At 58.0% G+C, this 20,388-nt stretch carries 21 protein-coding genes and 1 other RNA gene; 16 read left to right on the plus strand and 6 right to left on the minus strand.

From position 1 onward, the window contains the following. Nucleotides 1-190: 190 nt before the first annotated feature. Nucleotides 191-625 (minus strand): DUF1043 family protein, encoded by a 435-nt coding sequence (locus tag RGM3321_RS01725; RefSeq protein WP_244391279.1) that lies wholly within the window; start codon nt 623-625, stop codon nt 191-193. A gap of 145 nt (nt 626-770) precedes the next feature. Here RGM3321_RS01725 and RGM3321_RS01730 point away from each other — a divergent pair, with 145 nt between their 5' ends. The 3 genes from RGM3321_RS01730 (at nt 771) to zapE (ending at nt 3,946) form a co-directional block, all read left to right on the plus strand. Further along, nucleotides 771-1,400: an alpha/beta fold hydrolase gene (locus tag RGM3321_RS01730; protein ID WP_244391280.1), complete on the plus strand. Its 630-nt coding sequence runs from the start codon at nt 771-773 to the stop codon at nt 1,398-1,400. Between the two features lie 39 nt (nt 1,401-1,439). After that, nucleotides 1,440-2,789, plus strand: coding sequence for a tryptophan--tRNA ligase (locus RGM3321_RS01735; RefSeq protein WP_244391281.1), 1,350 nt, complete (start codon nt 1,440-1,442; stop codon nt 2,787-2,789). A 62-nt stretch (nt 2,790-2,851) separates the two neighbouring features. Next, the gene (gene zapE, locus RGM3321_RS01740; protein WP_002555066.1) at nt 2,852-3,946 is read left to right on the plus strand and encodes a cell division protein ZapE; all 1,095 of its coding nucleotides are present in this window, start codon (nt 2,852-2,854) and stop codon (nt 3,944-3,946) included. Between the two features lie 58 nt (nt 3,947-4,004). Here the strand turns inward: zapE and RGM3321_RS01745 are convergent, their stop codons facing one another. Further along, a complete protein-coding gene (locus tag RGM3321_RS01745) occupies nt 4,005-4,910 on the minus strand; it encodes a GlxA family transcriptional regulator (RefSeq protein ID WP_244391304.1) in 906 nt (301 codons plus the stop codon). Between the two features lie 495 nt (nt 4,911-5,405). Here RGM3321_RS01745 and rplM point away from each other — a divergent pair, with 495 nt between their 5' ends. From rplM to RGM3321_RS01765, 4 genes are all read left to right on the plus strand, one after another. Next, the gene (gene rplM / locus RGM3321_RS01750; protein ID WP_002555065.1) at nt 5,406-5,834 is read left to right on the plus strand and encodes a 50S ribosomal protein L13; all 429 of its coding nucleotides are present in this window, start codon (nt 5,406-5,408) and stop codon (nt 5,832-5,834) included. A 14-nt stretch (nt 5,835-5,848) separates the two neighbouring features. Further along, complete coding sequence (gene rpsI, locus RGM3321_RS01755; protein WP_002555064.1) at nt 5,849-6,241, plus strand: 30S ribosomal protein S9; 393 nt, start codon at nt 5,849-5,851, stop codon at nt 6,239-6,241. Nucleotides 6,242-6,522: 281 nt separating this feature from the next. Beyond that, nucleotides 6,523-7,140 (plus strand): glutathione S-transferase N-terminal domain-containing protein, encoded by a 618-nt coding sequence (locus RGM3321_RS01760; RefSeq protein WP_244391282.1) that lies wholly within the window; start codon nt 6,523-6,525, stop codon nt 7,138-7,140. Nucleotides 7,141-7,157: 17 nt separating this feature from the next. Beyond that, complete coding sequence (locus RGM3321_RS01765; protein WP_004656546.1) at nt 7,158-7,568, plus strand: ClpXP protease specificity-enhancing factor; 411 nt, start codon at nt 7,158-7,160, stop codon at nt 7,566-7,568. A gap of 60 nt (nt 7,569-7,628) precedes the next feature. On the opposite strand, the gene RGM3321_RS01770 is transcribed toward RGM3321_RS01765, so the two are convergent. The 4 genes from RGM3321_RS01770 to RGM3321_RS01785 all read right to left on the minus strand — a co-directional run bounded on the left by RGM3321_RS01770 (nt 7,629) and on the right by RGM3321_RS01785 (nt 11,151). Beyond that, complete coding sequence (locus RGM3321_RS01770; protein ID WP_002555060.1) at nt 7,629-8,207, minus strand: BON domain-containing protein; 579 nt, start codon at nt 8,205-8,207, stop codon at nt 7,629-7,631. Continuing rightward, nucleotides 8,204-8,797 carry a phosphoheptose isomerase gene (locus RGM3321_RS01775; protein ID WP_002555059.1) on the minus strand — a complete coding sequence of 198 codons (594 nt, stop codon included), beginning with the start codon at nt 8,795-8,797 and terminating at the stop codon, nt 8,204-8,206. Before RGM3321_RS01775 ends, RGM3321_RS01770 begins: the two co-directional genes overlap by 4 nt. 168 nt (nt 8,798-8,965) lie before the next feature. Further along, nucleotides 8,966-9,337, minus strand: coding sequence for a YraN family protein (locus RGM3321_RS01780; protein WP_244391283.1), 372 nt, complete (start codon nt 9,335-9,337; stop codon nt 8,966-8,968). Continuing rightward, entirely contained in the window at nt 9,337-11,151 is a 1,815-nt protein-coding gene (locus RGM3321_RS01785) for a penicillin-binding protein activator (protein ID WP_244391284.1), read from the minus strand. The genes RGM3321_RS01780 and RGM3321_RS01785 overlap by 1 nt, the downstream gene beginning before the upstream one ends. Nucleotides 11,152-11,432: 281 nt before the next feature. Between RGM3321_RS01785 and rsmI the strand changes: the two genes are divergently transcribed. The 9 genes from rsmI to mraY all read left to right on the plus strand — a co-directional run bounded on the left by rsmI (nt 11,433) and on the right by mraY (nt 20,388). Next, on the plus strand, nt 11,433-12,302 hold the full coding sequence (gene rsmI / locus RGM3321_RS01790; protein ID WP_244391305.1) for a 16S rRNA (cytidine(1402)-2'-O)-methyltransferase: 870 nt from the start codon (nt 11,433-11,435) through the stop codon (nt 12,300-12,302). Between the two features lie 97 nt (nt 12,303-12,399). Beyond that, nucleotides 12,400-12,757, plus strand: an RNA gene (gene rnpB, locus RGM3321_RS01795) — RNase P RNA component class A. 306 nt (nt 12,758-13,063) lie between these two features. Continuing rightward, nucleotides 13,064-13,519, plus strand: a complete 456-nt coding sequence (gene mraZ, locus RGM3321_RS01800; RefSeq protein ID WP_002555055.1) for a division/cell wall cluster transcriptional repressor MraZ — start codon at nt 13,064-13,066, stop codon at nt 13,517-13,519. 2 nt (nt 13,520-13,521) lie between these two features. Next, nucleotides 13,522-14,463 carry a 16S rRNA (cytosine(1402)-N(4))-methyltransferase RsmH gene (gene rsmH, locus RGM3321_RS01805; protein WP_244391306.1) on the plus strand — a complete coding sequence of 314 codons (942 nt, stop codon included), beginning with the start codon at nt 13,522-13,524 and terminating at the stop codon, nt 14,461-14,463. Further along, nucleotides 14,460-14,753 (plus strand): cell division protein FtsL, encoded by a 294-nt coding sequence (ftsL, locus tag RGM3321_RS01810; protein WP_002555053.1) that lies wholly within the window; start codon nt 14,460-14,462, stop codon nt 14,751-14,753. Before rsmH ends, ftsL begins: the two co-directional genes overlap by 4 nt. Beyond that, nucleotides 14,750-16,480 carry a penicillin-binding protein 2 gene (locus tag RGM3321_RS01815; protein ID WP_244391285.1) on the plus strand — a complete coding sequence of 577 codons (1,731 nt, stop codon included), beginning with the start codon at nt 14,750-14,752 and terminating at the stop codon, nt 16,478-16,480. The genes ftsL and RGM3321_RS01815 overlap by 4 nt, the downstream gene beginning before the upstream one ends. After that, complete coding sequence (locus RGM3321_RS01820; RefSeq protein ID WP_244391286.1) at nt 16,480-17,943, plus strand: UDP-N-acetylmuramoyl-L-alanyl-D-glutamate--2,6-diaminopimelate ligase; 1,464 nt, start codon at nt 16,480-16,482, stop codon at nt 17,941-17,943. Before RGM3321_RS01815 ends, RGM3321_RS01820 begins: the two co-directional genes overlap by 1 nt. Next, a complete protein-coding gene (gene murF / locus RGM3321_RS01825; RefSeq protein ID WP_244391287.1) occupies nt 17,936-19,306 on the plus strand; it encodes a UDP-N-acetylmuramoyl-tripeptide--D-alanyl-D-alanine ligase in 1,371 nt (456 codons plus the stop codon). The genes RGM3321_RS01820 and murF overlap by 8 nt, the downstream gene beginning before the upstream one ends. Further along, on the plus strand, nt 19,306-20,388 hold the full coding sequence (gene mraY / locus RGM3321_RS01830) for a phospho-N-acetylmuramoyl-pentapeptide-transferase (protein ID WP_003431468.1): 1,083 nt from the start codon (nt 19,306-19,308) through the stop codon (nt 20,386-20,388). The genes murF and mraY overlap by 1 nt, the downstream gene beginning before the upstream one ends.

Genomic DNA, 20,388 nt, shown 5'->3' on the forward strand with positions numbered 1-20,388 from the left:
TCAACCTGGTCTACGACCGATAATTTAAAGGCTAGCGTGTAATCGCGTTGGCTGCGCCTTTTACCCGAATCCATTAAGTCCTCCTGAGGAAAGGTCAGAAGGTGTAAACCTTATTCAGGACGGGACATAGGGCACAAAAAAGCCCGCTGGAGATTTTCTCGCCAGCGGGCTTTTGTGTGGCTGTGAATTCTTACCTTTTCAGGCCGTAATGCTCATCCAGCATTCCAGGCGTGTTGGGCGACTTGGGGGCGTAGTCCTTGGGTGTCTCGGTGTCGCGCGGAGGAGTCAGGCGGTCGCGATGGGCCTGATTGGCTTCCGGATGTAGCGCAGCCAGCAGACGTTGGCGGGTCAGCTCGTCGAGAGCCAGACGGTTGGCACCCTCGGCAAGGTGTTCCTGAACATCCTGATAGCTCTGCGAAAGCTTCTGTACCAGATTGGCCGTGCTGTTGAAGTGCGTGACTACCTCGTTCTGATAGGTGTCGAAACGCTCCTGAATGTTGTCCAGCTGGCGCTGGGTGCTGTTCGGAACGGTGTTGGGCAGCAGGCGTGCTACCAGAAAACCAATGACGACACCGGCCACCAGGGCGAGCGTCGGCAACAACCAGACTAAGAGCGAGTGTTCCACGAGTCCTTCCTCTATAAACGGCTTTGCTTTACGTTAACGGCTGGAACCTGCGCTGTATACCCGCGATGTATCGTTGATATGCAAGCCGCAGACAATCAGCTAGACGAGTCGACCCATTTCGAGGTCACGGAGTTCTGTTTTGCTCATGCGTGAAACCCCATTATTTATCGATGGCCCAGAAGGCCAGCTCGAAGCGCTGTATCAGGAAATACCTGACGCCCGAGGCGTTGCACTGATCTGCCATCCTAACCCGATACAGGGCGGAACGATGCTCAATAAAGTCGTCTCGACGTTGCAGCGTACCGCAAGGGATCAAGGTCTGATCACCTTGCGCTTCAATTATCGCGGTGTCGGTGCCAGTGCCGGTACGTCGGTCGCCGGGCCAGGCGAAATCGATGATGCCCAGGCTGCCGCGCAATGGCTGCGGGCGCAACATCCTGATCTGCCCATAACCCTGTTCGGTTTTTCTTTCGGTGGCTACGTTGCCGCCAATCTGGGCGGTCGCCTCGAAGGGCAGGGCGAAAAGCTCACGCATTTGTTTCTGATTGCTGCAGCTGCCTCGCGGCTCCAGGACCAGAGCGTATTGCCACACGCCTGCCCGCTGACGATCATTCAGCCAGAAGCCGATGAGGTCATCGACCCTGAAACGGTCTATGCATGGTCGGCCGCGCTGCAACGCCCCCATGAGCTGCTGAAAGTGGCAGAATGCGGACACTTTTTTCACGGCAAGCTGACCGATCTGAAAGATCTGCTTCTGCCGCGACTTTCCAACTGATTGCAGCCCGTATTGCATCCTTTAGATAAGCGACCTGCCATGACCACTCGTATCCTGACCGGTATCACGACCACCGGCACTCCCCATCTGGGTAACTACGCGGGCGCGATTCGCCCGGCCATTGTTGCCAGTCGTCAGAGCGATTTCGACTCGTTCTACTTTCTGGCCGACTACCACGCCCTGATCAAATGCGATGACCCGCTGCGCATTCAGCGTTCTCGTCTGGAAATCGCTGCGACCTGGCTGGCAGCTGGCCTGGACGTTGATCGTGTGACCTTCTATCGCCAGTCGGACATTCCGGAGATCCCGGAACTGACCTGGCTGCTCACCTGCGTGGCGGCCAAAGGCCTGCTTAACCGCGCGCACGCCTACAAGGCATCGGTGGACAAGAACGTCGAAGGTGGCGAAGACCCGGATGCAGGTATCACCATGGGGCTGTACAGCTACCCGGTACTGATGGCCGCCGACATTCTGATGTTCAATGCGCATCAGGTTCCGGTGGGTCGCGACCAGATCCAGCACGTTGAAATGGCCCGCGACATCGGCCAGCGGTTCAACCACCTGTTTGGCAATGGCAAGGAATTCTTTGTCATGCCCGAGGCCTTGATCGAAGAGAGCGTCGCCACGCTGCCCGGTCTGGACGGGCGCAAGATGTCCAAAAGCTACGACAACACCATCCCGTTGTTCAGCAGTGCCAAGGAGATGAAAAGCGCCATATCGCGCATCGTCACCGACTCGCGCGCGCCGGGTGAAGCGAAGGATCCGGATACCTCGCACCTGTTCACCCTGTATCAAGCCTTCTCGACGGCAGAGCAGTGCGCTGAATTCCGTTCCGACCTTTTGCAGGGGCTGGGCTGGGGTGAAGCGAAGAACCGTCTGTTCGCTTTGCTGGATACCCAATTGAGCGAGCCCCGTGAAAAATATCTAGGGCTGATCGAGCGTCCTGCCGATCTCGAAGATATCCTGCTCGCTGGCGCGCAGAAGGCACGTCGGGTTGCCACGCCATTTCTGGAGGAACTGCGTGAGGCGGTGGGCCTGCGCTCGTTCCGCGCCACGGTGCAAAACGCCGATACTGGCAAGAAAAAGGCCACTAAAGGCGCACGTTTCGTCAGTTTCCGTGAAGACGACGGCAGCTTCCGTTTCCGCCTGCTGGCCGCCGATGGCGAGCAACTGCTGTTGTCGCGCAATTTTGCCGACGGCAAGGCAGCCGGTATCGCCAGCAAGCAGTTGCAGCAGGGCGGTGAGCTGGATCTGCGCAGTGGAGCCAATGGCTTCACGCTGTGGCTGGACGGTGAGTGTGTGGCCGATAGCCCGGTGTTCGCCGATGCCACTGCGCGCGACAACGCGATTCAAACCCTTAAGCTGGCACTTGCTCCTCAACAGGACTGATTGCCAATCCCCGGGGTCGTCGCTACAGTGACGACCCGTTTTTGTTGCCTTGCTAACGAATTATGACGCCCCTAGAACGATATCAATCTGATCTGAAACGCCCGGACTTCTTTCACGATGCCGCGCAGGAAAACGCTGTGCGCCATTTGCAGCGCCTGTATGACGATCTGGTTGCCGCTCACGACAGCAAGCCCGGCCTGTTCGGCAAGCTGTTCGGCAAGAAAGAGCCGACCCTGGTCAAGGGGTTATATTTCTGGGGTGGCGTAGGCCGTGGCAAGACCTACCTGGTCGACACGTTCTTTGATGCGCTGCCGTTTCAGGACAAGGTCCGTACGCACTTCCACCGCTTCATGAAGCGCGTGCACGAAGAGATGAAGACCCTCAAGGGCGAACGAAATCCGCTGACGATCATCGCCAAGCGTTTTTCCGACGAGGCACGGGTCATCTGTTTCGACGAGTTCTTTGTTTCCGACATCACCGATGCCATGATTCTGGGCACGTTGATGGAAGAGCTGTTCAAAAATGGCGTAACGCTGGTGGCAACCTCCAACATCGTTCCAGACGGCCTGTACAAGGACGGTCTGCAGCGCGCGCGCTTCCTGCCTGCCATTGCGCTGATCAAGCAGAACACCGACATCGTCAACGTCGACAGCGGCGTCGACTACCGTCTGCGTCACCTGGAACAGGCTGAGCTGTTTCACTTCCCGCTCAACGAAGTTGCGCAGGAAAGCCTGCGTAAAAGCTTCAAGGCTCTGACCCCGGATTGCGCAGAAACCATCGAAAACGATGTGTTGATGATCGAAAACCGCGAGATCCGCGCCCTGCGTACCTGTGATGACGTTGCCTGGTTCGACTTCCGCGAATTGTGCGACGGGCCACGCAGCCAGAACGACTACATCGAGCTGGGCAAGATCTTTCATGCCGTGCTGATCAGCGGGGTCGAGCAGATGGACGTTTCTACCGATGACATCGCCCGACGTTTTATCAACATGGTCGACGAGTTCTACGATCGCAACGTCAAGCTGATCATTTCAGCCGAGGTTGAGTTGAAGGACCTGTACACCGGTGGCCGGTTGATGTTCGAGTTTCAACGCACCCTGAGCCGTCTGCTGGAAATGCAATCCCACGAATTCCTCTCGCGGGCGCACAAGCCCTAGTAGCCACTGCAAGCGGCGAGTTTCAAGCTACACGCTTGAAACTCGCCCATGCCGCAGCTCACAGCTTTTCCTTCTGGCTCTCGAACTGCTGTCGGTACTGGTTGGGCGACAGCTCTGTGTGTTGGCGAAACAGCCGGGCGAAGAAGCTGGCGTCGTCATAGCCCACCTCGTAGCTGATGGTCTTGATGCTTTTGCGAGACCCTGACAGCAATCCCTTTGCCGTTTCGATCCGCAGCCGTTGCAGGTAATGCAGCGGCTTGTCACCGGTTGCGGTCTGAAAGCGGCGCATGAAATTGCGAATGCTCATGCCATGCTCGCGGGCCACATCTTCAAAGCGGAACTTGTCGGCAAAGTGCTCTTCCAGCCAGTGCTGAATCTGCAGAATCACCACGTCCTGATGCAGTTTCTGCCCGCCAAAGCCGATCCGGCCCGGTGAGTAGGTGCGGCGTACCTCGTAAAGAATATCGCGGGCCACGGCCTGGGCAACGTTGGCACCGCAGAACCGCTCGATCAGGTAGATATAGAGGTCGCACGCTGACGTCGTGCCCCCTGCGCAGTACACGTTATCGGCGTCAGTCAGGTGCTTTTCCTGGTTAAGCAGCACCTTGGGGTAGCGTTCGGCAAATGCGCTGAAGAAGCGCCAATAGGTAGTCGCTTCCTTGCCGTCGAGCAATCCTGCCTCGGCAAGCCAGTAGACTCCGGTGGCCTCGGCGCAGAGTACGGCACCGTTGGCATGCTGCTCACGCAGCCAGGGCAGAATCTGCGGGTAGCGTTGGCACAGGGTTTCAAAATCATCCCAAAAGGCCGGGATAACGATGATATCGCTTTGGCAAAGCGCGCCGTCGACTGGCAGTGTGACGTCGCTGAAACTGCTGACGGGGAGTCCGTCCGGGCTGACGAGGCGGGTTTCGAAAGCGGGTACCAGGCCATGGCCCAGTTGTTTGCTGTAGCGCAGGCTGGCCAGGTGGAAGAAATCCTTGGCCTGCATGACCGTCGAGGCAAACATCTTATCGGTGGTCAGAATGCTTACGCGGCGCAGCAGAGTGGCGTGTTGGATCGGCATAATCGTTATTCTTATATGGGTAAATGGTCAAGCAACGGCTGGATCGTCTTATTTTTTGTCAGGTGTGTCCAGCCTCCTCATGCCAGTATCTCTGCGAGAGGTGCGCATGATGGCTTTGTGCTAAGCGGGTAAATATCCGCCAATCCACGCCCCGCAGGCAATAAACAGAATGTGAACAAAAAATCCGGTTGAGGTTATTTTTACAGTCTGTATAATCCGCCAGCTCTTTGCAGTGGAAGTGATGCGCCGTCTGCCGAAGAATCTTGCCGTATAACGGACGCGCTGACCCGAGCCCCCGATAGCGTCTGTTTCCGGCTGCCTTTGACTTGTCAAAGTACGCACTATTCAGTAAGATCCGCCGTCTAATTTTCAGGGCGGCCCCTGAGGCTATAAAGAATGAAAACTTTTACTGCTAAACCGGAAACAGTTAAGCGCGACTGGTTCGTCGTCGACGCTGCTGGTCAGACCCTGGGTCGTCTGGCCACCGAAATCGCGAGCCGTCTGCGTGGCAAGCACAAACCGGAATACACTCCGCACGTTGATACCGGCGACTACATCGTCGTGATCAATGCCGAGCAGATCCGCGTTACTGGTGCCAAAACCACCGACAAGATCTACTACTCACACTCCGGTTTTCCGGGCGGGATCAAGTCGATCAACTTCGAAAAGCTGATCGCCAAAGCTCCTGAGCGCGTGATCGAGACCGCGGTCAAAGGCATGCTGCCTAAGAACCCGCTGGGTCGCGACATGTATCGTAAGCTGAAAGTCTATGCGGGCGCTGTACACCCTCATACTGCTCAGCAGCCCCAAGAACTGAAGTTTTAACGGAATAGTTCATTATGTCGGCGACTCAAAATTACGGCACTGGCCGTCGCAAGACCGCAACCGCTCGCGTTTTCCTGCGTCCGGGTACTGGTAACATCTCGATCAACAACCGCTCCCTGGACAATTTCTTCGGTCGCGAAACTGCCCGCATGGTAGTTCGTCAGCCGCTGGAACTGACCGAGACAGTTGAAAAGTTCGACATCTACGTCACCGTTATCGGTGGTGGTGTAAGTGGTCAGGCTGGCGCAATCCGCCACGGTATCACTCGCGCTCTGATGCAATACGACGAGACTCTGCGTGGCGCTCTGCGTAAAGCAGGCTTCGTGACTCGCGATGCTCGTGAAGTTGAACGTAAGAAAGTCGGTCTGCGTAAAGCGCGTAAGCGTCCGCAATACTCGAAGCGTTAATTCGTTCTTCGTTCAAAGAAAGAACGTCCATCCCCTCGCGGGGCTGGGCGTTTTTTTATGGGCGTGATTCTTGCGGTCGAGGTGTTTTCAAGCTGGGCGTGTCATGTCGATATTGCGAGATTTATAAGCCTGTCGGCGAAGATTACAGAATTTACATCGCGTAAATGAGCTATCTTGTGGCCCGCGACGAACACCTGTCCTGTTGCGTTCATTATCGGATGCGCCCTTTAGGCGTGTTCGTTCGTCTGTCCGATAAATTTTAACAAGCGAGGAGGATCGCCATGGGCGTGACCAACCGGTTGGCCTGCTACTCCGACCCCGCCGACCACTATTCTCATCGTGTGCGCATTGTGCTCGCCGAGAAGGGTGTCAGCGCCGAAATCATTGAGGTTGTGGCAGGTCGTCATCCGCCGCAGCTGATTGAAGTAAATCCGTATGGCAGCTTGCCGACTCTCGTTGATCGTGACCTGGCGTTGTATGAGTCGACGGTGGTGATGGAATACCTGGATGAGCGCTATCCGCATCCGCCCTTGTTGCCTGTCTATCCCGTGGCTCGCGCCAACAGCCGTCTGCTGATCCATCGCATCCAGCGAGACTGGTGTGGTCTTGTGGACCTGATCCTCGATACGCGCAGCAAAGAGCCTGCTCGTGTCCAGGCGCGCAAGGAGCTTCGTGAAAGTCTGGCCGGGGTTTCACCGTTGTTTGCGGAAAAAGCTTTTTTCATGAGCGACGAGCTAAGTCTTGTTGACTGCTGTCTACTCCCCATACTCTGGCGTTTGCCAGTTTTGGGTATTGAATTGCCACGGCCTGCCAAGCCGTTGCTTGATTATATGGAGCGCCAATTTGCGCGTGAGGCTTTTCAGACGAGTCTGTCTGCTGCCGAACGTGAAATGCGCTAAGGTTTAAGGAGCCGTTAATGAACTCCAGTCGCCCTTATCTTGTTCGCGCTCTCTATGAGTGGATCGTCGATAACGATTGCACCCCGCACGTGCTGGTCAATGCGGATTACCCGTCGGTGCAGGTCCCGCAAGGGTTTGCCAATGACGGGCAGATTGTCCTGAATGTTTCGCCAAGTGCGGTGCGCCATCTGCATATGGATAACGAAGCTGTCAGCTTCGAAGGCCGCTTCGGCGGTGTGCCGCACACGCTTTACGTGCCTGTAGCTGCCATCCTGGGTATTTATGCCCGTGAGAATGGTCAGGGTATGGTTTTCGATCTGGAGCCCTCCATGGATGAGGGTGAGGAAATCGAGATCGAAGATGATACCCCGCCCGACAGCGAACCACCGCGCCCGAGTGGTCGGCCGAGTCTGAAGGTCGTGAAGTAAAAAATGCGCAATAAAAAAGGCGATCTCCGGATCGCCTTTTTTTCGCCTGCCAGTTACCCGTCAGTCGATGTACTCAAACAGTTTGACGATCTTCTGCACGCCGGAAACGCCCTGTACCAGGTTGGTGGCGCGATTGGCTTCGTCCTGAGTCACCAGGCCCAGCAGGAACACAATACCGTTCTCGGTCACCACCTTGATGCGTGAGCCAGGAATGGATGCGTCGGCAATCATCTGGCTTTTGATCTTGGTGGTCAGCCAGGCATCGTTGTTACGCGCCAGTAGCGAAGAGGGTGCCATGACCTGTAGCTCGTTGTTGACCTTCTTGACGCGCTGAACCGAGCTGGCGGCTTGTTCGGCAATTGCCTTGAGGTCGGCGCGAGGTGTCTGGCCAGCCAGCAGCACGATGCCGTTGAAGCTGGTCACAACGATGTGCGAGCCTTCTGCGAGATCTGGGTTGGCTTTGGAGATGTTGACGGCCGCCTTGGTCTCGATCAGCGAGTCATCGATCTTGCTGCCGAAAGTGCGGGTGCCGCGATCATCTTCGATCGGCTTGTCGCGAGTGGCCGTGATCACCGAGCTGCATCCGGTGACGCTCAGGCACAGTGTCAGAACCAATAGGCTGAGACGATTAGGGGTCATTCTTCACTCCCGAACAGTTGGCTGTCGATCAAATCGCAAAGGCAATGGATCGCCAGCAGATGGACTTCTTGTATGCGTGCCGTGACATTTGCAGGTACGCGGATCTCCACGTCCTCGGGCAATAGCAGGGAAGCCATGCCGCCACCGTCACGTCCCGTCAATGCTACGACAATCATTTCGCGATCATGTGCGGCCTGGATGGCCTGAATAATATTTGCCGAGTTGCCGCTGGTGGAAATAGCCAGCAACACATCACCTGGTTGGCCCAGTGCGCGGATCTGCTTGGAAAAGATTTCGTTGTAGCTGTAATCGTTGGCAATCGAGGTAATCGTCGAGCTGTCGGTTGTGAGGGCGATGGCTGGCAGGCTCGGCCGCTCGCGCTCGAAACGGTTGAGCAGTTCCGAGGAAAAGTGCTGTGCATCGCCAGCCGACCCGCCGTTGCCGCACGCGAGCATCTTGCCCTCGTTGAGCAGGGCATTGACCATGACCTGGCTGGCTTGCTCGATATAGGGTGCAAGGACTTCCATCGACTGTTGCTTGGTTTCGATGCTGGCCTGGAACAGCCGGCGAATTCGGGATTGCATGTCCATCAATGTGACCTTAATTAGAGCGTACGGCGGCGGGACGGATGCGCCGGGTTCTCCCGGGAGCTATCCGGCACACAAGGTGTGCAGCCGGCAAAACAAATAGCGAAATCGGTGAGCGTAGAAGCTAATACAGGTCATTAACACGGCAGGGCTGCTGTGCCCATGCGCAGGTCAGCTGTCAAAAGCACTCTTGATCCAGTTCAGCGGTGCAGCGTTGCCAGGCTGGCCTTCAATGGCGATCACGTCGAAACGACAGGGGTGACTGGCCCAGTCCGTTCCTTGCTGCAGAAAAAGCTGTGCGGCGGTGACAAGTTTTGCCTGCTTGCGAAAATCAACGCTTTCCGTAGCTCCACCCCAGCCTGAATGGCGCCGGTAGCGAACTTCGACGAATACTACTGTATCGCCGTCAAGCATGACCAGATCAAGCTCGCCGCGTTTGCATAACCAGTTTTGTTCAATCAGGTGCAGCCCCTGTTGTTGCAAAAACTGCAGGGCGAAGGCTTCAGCCTCGCGCCCTGCTTGTTGGTGGCTGCTGCGTGGCATCAAGGCGCTGTGTCCGGCAGACGCTGGATCTTGCCGTCGACGAACTCCGCCCATGGCAACTGACGCTCGACGCGACGGCCAGGGTTGATGCTCAGGCTGCCTGACAGGCCATCGATGCGGCTGTCAGGCATCGCCTTGAGTTGTGCAAGGCGTGGGGCCAGGCGGTAGGCGTCGATGCCCATTGCATACAGGCGACCAAGGCTGCCTGCAGCTTGTGGCCATTGCGCGGTGACTTGCTGGCGCAGTGGGTCTTCAGCGTTCAGCAGCCATGGCGTCTCGCAAAAGCGCACACCGTTGAGGTCCATGTACTGCGCATGATCGTTGCTGTTGGTGAACAGGTGCGAGGTGGCGTAGACCGGAACATCGCCTGCGTACTGGAAAACCATGGTTGGCTTGATCTGTTGCGCTTGTTGCGGCGTCGCGGCGAGGAACATGAAGTCAATGTCCTGGCGGCGGCTTGGCTGTGCGGCTACCTGGGTACCGGCAGTGCTCTGCAGGCGCTGGGCGCGGCCTTCGCTGTTGCGCAGCTGGAACAGATCGGCGACCTGCTGTGCCAGTTCTACAGGCTGGTCAACGTGCTCGGCTGCGATCAGCGTACCGCCCTTGGCCTGCCAGCTCTTGCGGAAGGCATCCAGCACGCGGTCGCCCCATTCGCCTTTAGGCACCATTGCTACAGCGCTGCGCTTGCCATCGGCCCAGGCGCGACGTGCAACTTCGCGGGCTTCGTCTTCGGCAGCCAGGCCGAACTGGTACAGCTGGGCTGGGCCTTCGTTGCTGGTGTCGCTGTAGTTCAGTGCCAAGGTAGTGATTGGGAGCTGCTGGCGGCTGTTCAGCTGTTTGACAAGGTTCTTTTCCAGCGGACCGACGACCAGCTGTACGCCAGCGGCCTGAGCCTGACGGTAGAACTCGTCCATCGAGGTAACGCGCGAGCTGTCGAACACCTGGATGGCGGGTGGATTCTGTCCTGCTTGTTGCGCCTGAAAGTGCGCGGCCATGAAGCCTTCGCGCAACGCTTTGGCAACGGCAGCCAGTTGGCCATCCTGCGGCAGCAGCAAAGCGATTTTGGTAATTGGCTCGCTGGTCAGGGCGCGCAGTTGGGCGAGTGCGGTAGGCAGTTGGAGCGCTGCAGGGTGTTTCGGGTTCTGGGCTTTCCAGTTGTCGATGGCAGCCTGTTGCTGCTCAAGTGTGCCTGCGCCTTTGATCGAGCGGGCCAGGTTCAGCCAACCGCCCATATCGCCACTGGCTGTACTTTGCAGTTGCTCGGCCGGCAAAGCGGACACCAGCGTCCAGATCGCGTCATTGTTGGCGCTGGCTTCTGCATCTTGCAGCAGAGGGCCGGCGAGTACTCGCTCATTGACGGCCGCCAAAGCCTGGCCATCGGCCTCCAGGGCGCGCGCCTTGACCATGTGGGTGCGAACCTGCTGCTCGACCGACAGTTCGCCCAGGCGTTGCATGCTTGGGTGGTTCAGCGCGGTCAGTGCTGCCTTGGGCTGATTGCGGCCCATTGCCAGCTCTGCGGACAGTGTGCTGGCGAACACCTGCAGTCCGGGTTTGAGTTGATCGATCTGCACCTGTCCGAGAATCTGCGCAGCGCGCCCTGCGTCATTCTGGCGGGCGGCCAGGTCGGCCGCACTCAAGCGCAGCGTGGCAGCCTGCTCGGGTGTTTTGGCTGTGGCGGCCTGATCGAGCAACTGCTCGATGCTGGCGTCGGGGGTTCGAGGCAGCTCGCCAAGACTGGACGAGGGCGAGCTGGCACAGGCTGCGAGAAGGGCAGCGAGGCAGAGGGCAGAGAGCAGCCGCAGACAAGCGATCATTGGTATGTTCCTGAAACTCGAGCGAATTAACGGGGAATTGTACCCAAGCGCTGGCCGGGGTGCGATGTCGAAGGTGTTTAAAGCCGTGATATTGGTCGCGTTAGGGTCATCTGGCGGCCAAATCGTTCAATTCGAGCGGGCTGCGTTGTGTTGTGTCCGGCCTTGATCATGTATTTATTCCTTTTTTATCGGCATCCCTGACGCGCGAACCGCTAGGCCGTGCTTCAGCCTGTACAATGCGTTCTTTCCAAGTATCAGCTTTAACCTGTGAGGTTTGCGTTTTGACTGTTCCGGTTGTTTCGAATTCCACTCCGGGCTCGCTTTATGTAGTGGCGACTCCTATCGGCAATCTGGACGACGTGAGCGTGCGGGCATTGAAGGTGTTGCGTGAGGTCACGCTGATTGCGGCTGAAGATACGCGCCATTCTGCACGGCTGATGCAGCACTTCGGGATATCCACACCGCTGGCCGCCTGTCACGAGCATAACGAACGTGATGAGGGTAGTCGGTTCATAACGCGTCTGCTGGCTGGCGACGATGTAGCGCTGATTTCCGACGCAGGCACGCCGCTGATCTCTGATCCCGGTTATCACCTGGTACGCCAGGCGCGTGCTGCAGGTGTGCCGGTTGTCCCTGTACCGGGTGCTTGTGCCCTGATTGCCGCTCTTTCTGCGGCCGGGCTGCCTTCGGACCGATTTATTTTCGAGGGCTTTCTTCCTGCCAAGGCTGCAGGGCGCAAGGCAAAACTTGAGCGAGTAAAGGAAGAGCCGCGCACGCTTATTTATTATGAAGCGCCGCACCGGATTCTTGAGTGTCTGCAGGACATGGAGCAGGTCTTCGGTGCCGATCGTCAGGCCTTGCTGGCGCGTGAAATAACCAAAACCTTTGAAACGCTCAAGGGTCTGCCTTTGGGTGAGCTGCGGGCTTTTGTCGAGGCCGACAGTAATCAGCAGCGTGGCGAATGCGTTGTGCTGATAGCCGGCTGGACACCGCCCGAGGACGGGGATGTCATTGGTGAGGAGGCGCGCCGCATACTGGATTTACTGCTTGCGGAGATGCCTCTCAAGCGCGCCGCAGCCCTGGCAGCTGAAATAACCGGCGTGCGCAAGAACCTGCTTTATCAGGTGGCGCTGGAGAAGCAGAAGGAGTGATGGGTTGCCTTTAAAGGGGTGGATAACGGGGACAAGCGCACCCCACGTGCTATTAAAGCTTGTTCTTGGAGGCATGTGCCGCTAACCTTGGCGGCGGAGAGTCGATTGGACAGTCGCTGCCTCTTGTTGTTCCGCAACAGGGGGGGGAGGAAAGTCCGGGCTCCATAGGGCGGAGTGCCAGGTAACGCCTGGGAGGCGTGAGCCTACGGAAAGTGCCACAGAAAATAACCGCCTAAGCACTTCGGTGCCGGTAAGGGTGAAAAGGTGCGGTAAGAGCGCACCGCACGTCTGGTAACAGTTCGTGGCAAGGTAAACCCCACTCGGAGCAAGACCAAATAGGGTTCCTAGGCGTGGCCCGCGCTGGAACCGGGTAGGTTGCTAAAGACGTCCAGTGATGGCCGTCGTAGAGGAATGACTGTTCTCGACAGAACCCGGCTTACAGATCGACTCTCCACCTTTTTCTCACCCTTCGTTTCAAGCAGCAAAACCCTCTCGTAATACCAAAAAAATCTTACAGCTCATAAATCACATTAACTTTGAATCGCAACGATTTGAGTTGTTTGGGATTTATCTGTCAGAGCCTTCGTAAAATTACCCTTTTATACCCAATACCTCTCCTAAATCTCCGAAATGTAAGGGTTTTCCTTAAGACCGTGCCTTGACGGTGTGGTGGGCGCGTTCCTATAGTGTGCACAAGTGGCAGAAAGTGGCATGAAGTGGGTTTTTTCAGCGCAAAAAGCTAATATTCGGAGAATGCGCCTGTGTTCCGTGGTGCCAACGCGATCAATCTCGATGCCAAGGGCCGTCTCGCTATGCCGAGCCGGTACCGTGACGAGCTGGATTCGCGTAGTGCCGGGCAACTTATCGTGACTATTGATGCTGTTGATCCCTGTCTTTGCCTGTACCCGCTTTCCGAATGGGAGCTGATAGAGGCAAAACTTCGTGATCTGGCGACGTTTCGTGAAGAGAATCGTCGTCTGCAAAGGCTTTTGATTGGTAATGCTGTCGATCTGGAGCTCGATGGCAGCGGGCGTTTTCTCGTGCCGCCACGCTTGCGCGAATACGCCAGGCTGGATAAGCGCGTAATGCTGGTGGGCCAACTCAACAAGTTTCAACTGTGGGACGAGGACGCCTGGAATGCTCTTGCTGATGCTGACCTGGCTGCCATTCAAAAACCTGGCGCTATGCCCGACGAATTACGTGATTTGATCCTGTGACTATGAACAGCGGCTTTACCCACATCACCGTGCTGCTTGAAGAAGCCGTGGAGGCTCTCGCGGTGCGTGCCGATGGCTGCTATCTGGACGGCACGTTCGGACGTGGCGGGCATAGTCGTCTGATATTGAGCCAGCTTGGTCCTGACGGTCGGCTTCTGGGGTTCGACAAGGACCCTCAAGCGATTGCCACAGGGCAAGCGCTAGCGGCCGAAGACGGCCGCTTTGTCATTGTGCAGCGCAGTTTTGCCGAATTGGGATCCGAGGCTCGGGAACGCGGTTTGGCGGGCAAGGTCAGCGGTATTCTGCTGGATCTGGGCGTGTCGTCTCCGCAGCTGGATGACCCCGAGCGCGGTTTCAGCTTCATGAACGACGGCCCGCTGGACATGCGTATGGACCCAACCCGTGGCGTGAGCGCTGCCGAGTTCATTGCGACTGCACCAGCTGAAGAAATTGCCCGCGTATTCAAGGAATACGGCGAAGAGCGATTTGCCAAGCGGATGGCCAATGCGGTGGTCGCGCGCCGTGAAGTCCAGCCTTTCGAGCGTACTGCTGATCTGGCAGAAGTCCTCAAAGTGGCCAACCCTGCCTGGGAAAAGGGCAAGAATCCTGCAACGCGTGCCTTTCAAGGGCTGCGTATTCACGTGAACAACGAGCTGGGTGATCTGGAAGCCGGTCTTGACGCCGCACTGGATGCCCTTGAAGTCGGTGGTCGCCTCGTCGTCATCAGTTTTCACTCGCTGGAAGACCGCATCGTCAAATTGTTCATGCGCAAGCTCGCCAAGGGCGAAGCCGACAACATGCCACGCAATCTGCCGATTCAGTTCAAGCCGTTCGAACCGAAAATCAAAATTCACGGCAAGGCTCAATTCGCCTCTGATACCGAAACAAAAGCCAACCCGCGTTCGCGCAGTGCTGTCATGCGTGTAGCGGAGAAGCTCAGGTGAGCCGTCTGTTTCTGAAGCCTCTGCCCGGCGGCAGCTTCATTATGCTGCTGCTGTTCATTGCTGTCCTGATTTCAGCGATTGGCGTTTCCTATAGCGCACATTGGAATCGTCAACTGCTCAACTCGCTGTATTCGGAAATGAGCGTGCGTGACAAGGCGCAGGCAGAGTGGGGTCGGCTGATTCTTGAACAGAGTACCTGGACTGCACACAGCCGCATCGAGAATCTGGCCACCGAACAGCTGAAAATGCGCATTCCAAGCGCTGCCGAAGTACGGATGGTGGCGCCATGATGAAACTTGAAGGCGCTCTTTATCCGTGGCGTTTTCGCGTGGTCGTGGGGCTGCTGGTATCCCTTGTGCTCGCCATTTGCTGGCGCATCGTCGACCTGCAGGTCATCGACCACACCTTTCTCAAGGAACAGGGCGATGCACGCAGCCTGCGGCATATCCCGATTCCGGCTCACCGAGGCCTGATCACCGACCGTAATGGCGAGCCACTTGCCGTCAGTACTCCGGTGACGACGCTGTGGGCCAACCCGCGCGAAATGCAGCAGGACAAGTCCAAGTGGCCGATGCTCGCAGCGGCTACCGGGCAAGATCTGAAAGCGTTGACTGATCGCCTGGAATCGCAATCCACCAAGGAATTCATCTACCTTGTTCGTGGCATGACGCCGGAGCAGGGTCAGGCAGCACTCGATCTGAAAGTCCCTGGCGTTTATGGCATCGAAGAGTTCCGCCGTTTCTACCCGGCAGGTGATGTTACCGCGCACATGGTTGGTTTTACCGACCTTGATGACCACGGTCGCGAAGGTGTCGAGCTGGCATATGACGACTGGCTTGCGGGAGTGCCCGGCAAGCGTCAGGTCATCAAGGACCGGCGCGGCCGACTGATCAAGGATGTTCAGGTGACCAAGAATGCCAAGGCCGGAAAGACCTTGGCTTTGTCTATTGATCTGCGCCTGCAATACCTGGCAACCCGTGAACTGCGCAACGCCATCGTGGAAAACGAGGCCAAGGCAGGCAGCATGGTGATCATGGACGTCAAGACCGGTGAAGTTCTGGCGATGGTCAATCAGCCGACCTACAACCCGAACAATCGCCGCACCATGGTGCCTGCTGCCATGCGCAACCGGGCCATCATTGACGTGTTCGAGCCTGGCTCGACCATGAAACCGATCTCCATGACTGCTGCGCTGGACAGTGGCCGCTGGAAGCCCACCGACAAGGTCGAGGTTTATCCGGGCACCCTGCAGATCGGCAAGTACACGATTCGTGACGTGACCAAGACCGAGGGCCCGATCCTCGATCTGACCGGCATCCTGATCAACTCCAGTAACGTCGGCATGAGCAAGGTCGCGTTCGATGTGGGCGGCGAATCGATCTTCCGTGCCATGCAGCGCGTTGGTTTCGGTCAATACACCGGTCTCGGTTTCCCAGGCGAGCGCGTTGGCAACCTGCCCAATTATCGCGAATGGCGCAAGGCCGAGACCGCCACGCTGTCCTATGGCTACGGTCTGTCAGTCACCGCTCTGCAATTGGTACATGCCTATGGCGCGCTGGCCAATAACGGCCGCATCGTGCCACTGACCATTTTGAAAACGGATAAAGAGCCGGAATCGACCCAGGCCATTCCCGAGAAAACCGCCAAGACCCTACAGGGCATGTTGCAGCAGGTTATCGAAGACCCGCGCGGCGTGTATCGCGCCCGTGTGCCGTCCTATCACGTCGGCGGCAAGAGCGGTACGGCGCGTAAGACGTCCATCGGCACCAAGGGCTACGCAGAGAACTCCTATCGTTCCCTGTTCGCCGGTTTCGGCCCGATGAGTAACCCGCGTTATGCCATCGTCGTGGTCATCGACGAGCCGAGCAAGGGCGGTTACTACGGTGGTCTGGTTTCGGCTCCGGTATTCAGCAAGGTCATGTCCGGTACGTTGCGTCTGATGAACGTCACGCCTGACAACCTTGCCCCACCGGAACAAGTCAATGCAGCACCGGCAGCCAAAGGAGGGCGTGGTTGATGGCCTTTAATCTGAGCAAGATTTTCGCTCACACCGACCGCGATCCATTGATTCGCGAGTTGACTCTCGACAGCCGCAATGTCCGTCCGGGTGATCTGTTTCTAGCCATACCGGGTATCAAGGTCGATGGCCGTGCGCATATTGCCGACGCGCTCAAGCGTGGCGCGGCGGCTGTGGCTTACGAAGTCGAAGGCTCGACCGTTCTGCCGATCACCGACGTGCCGCTGATCCCGGTCAAGGGGCTCGCCGCGCAGTTGTCCGATATTGCCGGCCGCTTCTACGGCGACCCGAGCCGCAGTCTGAATCTGGTAGGTGTTACCGGCACCAACGGCAAGACCAGCGTCACCCAACTGGTTGCACAGGCGCTTGATGCACTGGGTCAGCATTGCGGCATTGTCGGCACGCTGGGCACAGGCTTCTACGGCGCGCTGCAAAGCGGCCGTCATACCACGCCTGACCCGATTGCCGTTCAGGCGACGCTGACCGATCTGAAAAAGGCCGGTGCGCGCGCAGTGGCGATGGAAGTGTCGTCTCATGGGCTGGATCAAGGGCGGGCGACGGCGCTGGCGTTTGATGTGGCGGTGTTGACCAATCTGTCCCGTGATCACCTGGATTATCACGGCACCATGGAAGCGTACGCTGCCGCCAAGGCCAAGCTGTTTGCATGGTCCGACCTGAAATGCCGGGTAATCAACCTGGATGATGCTTTCGGTCGTGAGCTGGCCGCTATCAAGCAAGAGTCGCGGTTGATCACCTACAGCCAGCTGGACAGCTCGGCCTACCTGTATTGCCGCGATGCGAAATTCGATGACGATGGCGTGCGCGCTACGCTGGTCACGCCTCAGGGCGAGCATTTCCTGCGCAGCAGCCTGCTGGGTCGCTTCAACCTGAGCAACGTGCTGGCTGCGGTCGGCGCTTTGCTGGGCCTGGATTACGCGCTGGACGAAATTCTCAAGGTGCTGCCGAAACTCGAAGGCCCGGTCGGGCGCATGCAGCGTCTGGGTGGTGCCGACAAGCCGCTGGTGGTTGTCGATTACGCGCATACTCCGGATGCGCTGGAAAAAGTCCTCGAAGCACTGCGCCCGCACGCTAAAGGCCGCCTGCTGTGCCTGTTCGGCTGTGGCGGTGATCGTGATCGCGGCAAGCGTCCGCTGATGGCTGAAGTGGTCGAACGCCTGGCCGACGGTGCGTGGGTCACCGACGACAACCCGCGCTCCGAATCGCCAGCCAGTATTTTTGACGATATTCGCCCTGGCTTCGCTGCTGTCGACAAGGTGCGCTTCATCGAAGGTCGCGGCCAGGCCATTGCCGAGCTGATTGCCAGCGCCAGTGCCGATGATGTCGTGGTGCTGGCCGGTAAAGGGCACGAGGACTATCAGGAAATCGACGGTCAGCGCCATCCGTTCTCTGACCTGCAGGAAGCTGCCAAGGCGCTTGCTGCATGGGGGCCTGCGAATGATTAAGCCAATGACATTCAGCGAACTGGTCGTGCCACTTGACGCCCGTCTGGTCGCTGGCGACTGCAGCTTTGACGGCGTGAGCACTGACAGCCGTGGCATCGAGCCGGGCCAGCTGTTTGTGGCCCTGACCGGACCGCGCTTCGACGGCCATGAGTACCTCGAGCAGGTGGCTGCCAAAGGCGCGGTCGGTGCTCTGGTCGAGCGCGAAGTGCAGGGCGCAAGCCTGCCGCAACTGGTCGTGCTCGATACCCGCAAGGCGCTCGCGCAACTAGGCGCAATGAACCGCAATGCGTTCATCGACAAGCCGGTTACAGCGATGACCGGTTCCAGCGGCAAGACCACGGTCAAGGAAATGCTCGCGAGCATCCTGCGTACGCGCGGCCCTGTGCTGGCCACTCGTGGCAATCTGAACAACGAGCTGGGCGTGCCATTGACGTTACTGGAGCTGGCTCCCGAGCACAGTGCGGCGGTCATCGAGCTGGGCGCATCGCGGGTGGGCGAAATTGCCTTCACCGTGAGCCTGACCAAGCCACACGTCGCCATCATTACCAACGCCGGAACCGCCCATGTCGGCGAGTTTGGCGGGCCGGACAAAATTGTCGAAGCCAAGGGCGAGATTCTGGAAGGTCTTGATGCCAGCGGCACTGCGGTGCTGAATCTGGAAGACAAGGCGTTCCCTGTCTGGCGCAAGCGTGCCGGCAATCGCAACATTCTGACCTTCGCACTGGCTGACGCTGCGGCGGATCTGCACGCCAGCGAACTCAGTCGTGATGCCCGGGGCTGCCCGGGCTTCACCATGAACAGCCCGCTCGGCGTCGCCCAGGTTCAGTTGAATCTGTTGGGCGCACACAACGTGGCCAACGCTCTGGCAGCTGCGGCTGCAGCCTGCGCTCTGGGCGTGACGCTGGAAGGCATTGTTGCAGGCCTGAACAACGTGCAGCCGGTCAAGGGCCGTGCGGTTGCGCAAATCGCCAGCAACGGCACGCGCGTCATTGATGACACCTACAACGCCAACCCTGCCTCGATCAACGCGGCCGTCGACATCCTTACCGGTTTTACCGGTCGCACCGTCCTGGTGCTGGGCGATATCGGCGAACTGGGTGAGTGGGCCGAACAAGGCCATCGCGACGTAGGGGCCTATGCCGCTGGCAAGGTCTCGGCGCTGTATGCTGTCGGCCCGTTGATGACTCATGCCGTCAGCGCCTTTGGTGAACATGCTTACCACTTTGCCAGTCAGGCAGAGCTGATCGCAGCGCTGGGCGCCGAGCAAGACCCTAATACCACTTTACTGATCAAGGGCTCGCGTAGCGCTGCGATGGAAAACGTCGTGGCTGCCTTGTGCGGTTCTAGCCTGGAGAAACATTAATGCTGCTGCTGTTGGCCGAGTTTTTACAACAGTTCTACAAAGGCTTTGCGGTCTTTCAGTACCTGTCCTTGCGCGGGATCCTTGGCGTGCTCACTGCACTGACACTGTCGCTGTGCCTGGGGCCGTGGATGATCCGCACCTTGCAGATGCGCCAGATCGGCCAGTCGGTCCGCAACGACGGCCCGCAGTCGCACTTGTCCAAATCGGGTACGCCGACCATGGGCGGCGCGCTGATCCTCTCGTCCATCGGTATCAGTACGTTGTTGTGGGCTGACCTGAGCAACCGTTACGTTTGGGTTGTGTTGCTGGTGACACTTTTGTTCGGGGCCATCGGCTGGGTCGATGACTACCGCAAAGTGATCGAAAAGAATTCGCGTGGCCTGCCGAGCCGCTGGAAGTATTTCTGGCAGTCGGTATTCGGCCTCTGTGCCGCGATCTTCCTTTATACGACTGCGCCGTCGGCAACCGAAACCACGCTGATCGTGCCGATGCTCAAGGATGTGCGCATCCCGCTGGGTATCGGTTTCATCGTACTGACCTATTTCGTGATTGTCGGCTCCAGCAACGCAGTCAACCTGACTGACGGCCTGGACGGTCTGGCGATCATGCCAACGGTGATGGTGGGCGGTGCCTTGGGCATCTTCTGCTACCTGTCGGGTAACGTGAAATTTGCTGAATACCTGCTGATTCCCTACGTGCCGGGGGCGGGCGAGCTGATTGTCTTCTCAGGCGCGCTGATTGGCGCCGGGCTCGGGTTCCTCTGGTTCAACACCTATCCGGCGCAGGTGTTCATGGGCGACGTCGGTGCGCTGGCACTCGGCGCGGCGCTGGGCACCATGGCGGTGATCGTTCGTCAGGAAATGGTCCTGTTCATCATGGGCGGCGTGTTCGTGATGGAAACCCTTTCAGTGGTCATTCAGGTTGCGTCTTTCAAACTTACCGGCCGCCGCGTATTCCGTATGGCGCCGATCCACCACCACTTTGAACTCAAAGGCTGGCCCGAGCCACGTGTGATCGTCCGTTTCTGGATCATCACCGTGATTCTGGTGCTCATTGGCCTTGCCACGCTGAAACTGAGGTAG

The sequence above is a fragment of the Pseudomonas sp. RGM 3321 genome, assembly GCF_022836805.1.
Taxonomy (GTDB): Bacteria; Pseudomonadota; Gammaproteobacteria; order Pseudomonadales; family Pseudomonadaceae; genus Aquipseudomonas.

Excerpts from the sequence above, each read along its gene's own strand:
- RGM3321_RS01730 (WP_244391280.1), top strand. The coding sequence starts at position 771 with ATGCGTGAAACCCCATTATTTATCGATGGCCCAGAAGGCCAGCTCGAA.
- RGM3321_RS01735 (WP_244391281.1), top strand. The coding sequence starts at position 1,440 with ATGACCACTCGTATCCTGACCGGTATCACGACCACCGGCACTCCCCAT.
- zapE (WP_002555066.1), top strand. The coding sequence starts at position 2,852 with ATGACGCCCCTAGAACGATATCAATCTGATCTGAAACGCCCGGACTTC.
- rplM (WP_002555065.1), top strand. The coding sequence starts at position 5,406 with ATGAAAACTTTTACTGCTAAACCGGAAACAGTTAAGCGCGACTGGTTC.
- rpsI (WP_002555064.1), top strand. The coding sequence starts at position 5,849 with ATGTCGGCGACTCAAAATTACGGCACTGGCCGTCGCAAGACCGCAACC.
- RGM3321_RS01760 (WP_244391282.1), top strand. The coding sequence starts at position 6,523 with ATGGGCGTGACCAACCGGTTGGCCTGCTACTCCGACCCCGCCGACCAC.
- RGM3321_RS01765 (WP_004656546.1), top strand. The coding sequence starts at position 7,158 with ATGAACTCCAGTCGCCCTTATCTTGTTCGCGCTCTCTATGAGTGGATC.
- RGM3321_RS01770 (WP_002555060.1), bottom strand. The coding sequence starts at position 8,207 with ATGACCCCTAATCGTCTCAGCCTATTGGTTCTGACACTGTGCCTGAGC.
- RGM3321_RS01775 (WP_002555059.1), bottom strand. The coding sequence starts at position 8,797 with ATGGACATGCAATCCCGAATTCGCCGGCTGTTCCAGGCCAGCATCGAA.
- RGM3321_RS01780 (WP_244391283.1), bottom strand. The coding sequence starts at position 9,337 with ATGCCACGCAGCAGCCACCAACAAGCAGGGCGCGAGGCTGAAGCCTTC.
- RGM3321_RS01785 (WP_244391284.1), bottom strand. The coding sequence starts at position 11,151 with ATGATCGCTTGTCTGCGGCTGCTCTCTGCCCTCTGCCTCGCTGCCCTT.
- rsmH (WP_244391306.1), top strand. The coding sequence starts at position 13,522 with ATGAACAGCGGCTTTACCCACATCACCGTGCTGCTTGAAGAAGCCGTG.
- RGM3321_RS01815 (WP_244391285.1), top strand. The coding sequence starts at position 14,750 with ATGATGAAACTTGAAGGCGCTCTTTATCCGTGGCGTTTTCGCGTGGTC.
- RGM3321_RS01820 (WP_244391286.1), top strand. The coding sequence starts at position 16,480 with ATGGCCTTTAATCTGAGCAAGATTTTCGCTCACACCGACCGCGATCCA.
- murF (WP_244391287.1), top strand. The coding sequence starts at position 17,936 with ATGATTAAGCCAATGACATTCAGCGAACTGGTCGTGCCACTTGACGCC.
- mraY (WP_003431468.1), top strand. The coding sequence starts at position 19,306 with ATGCTGCTGCTGTTGGCCGAGTTTTTACAACAGTTCTACAAAGGCTTT.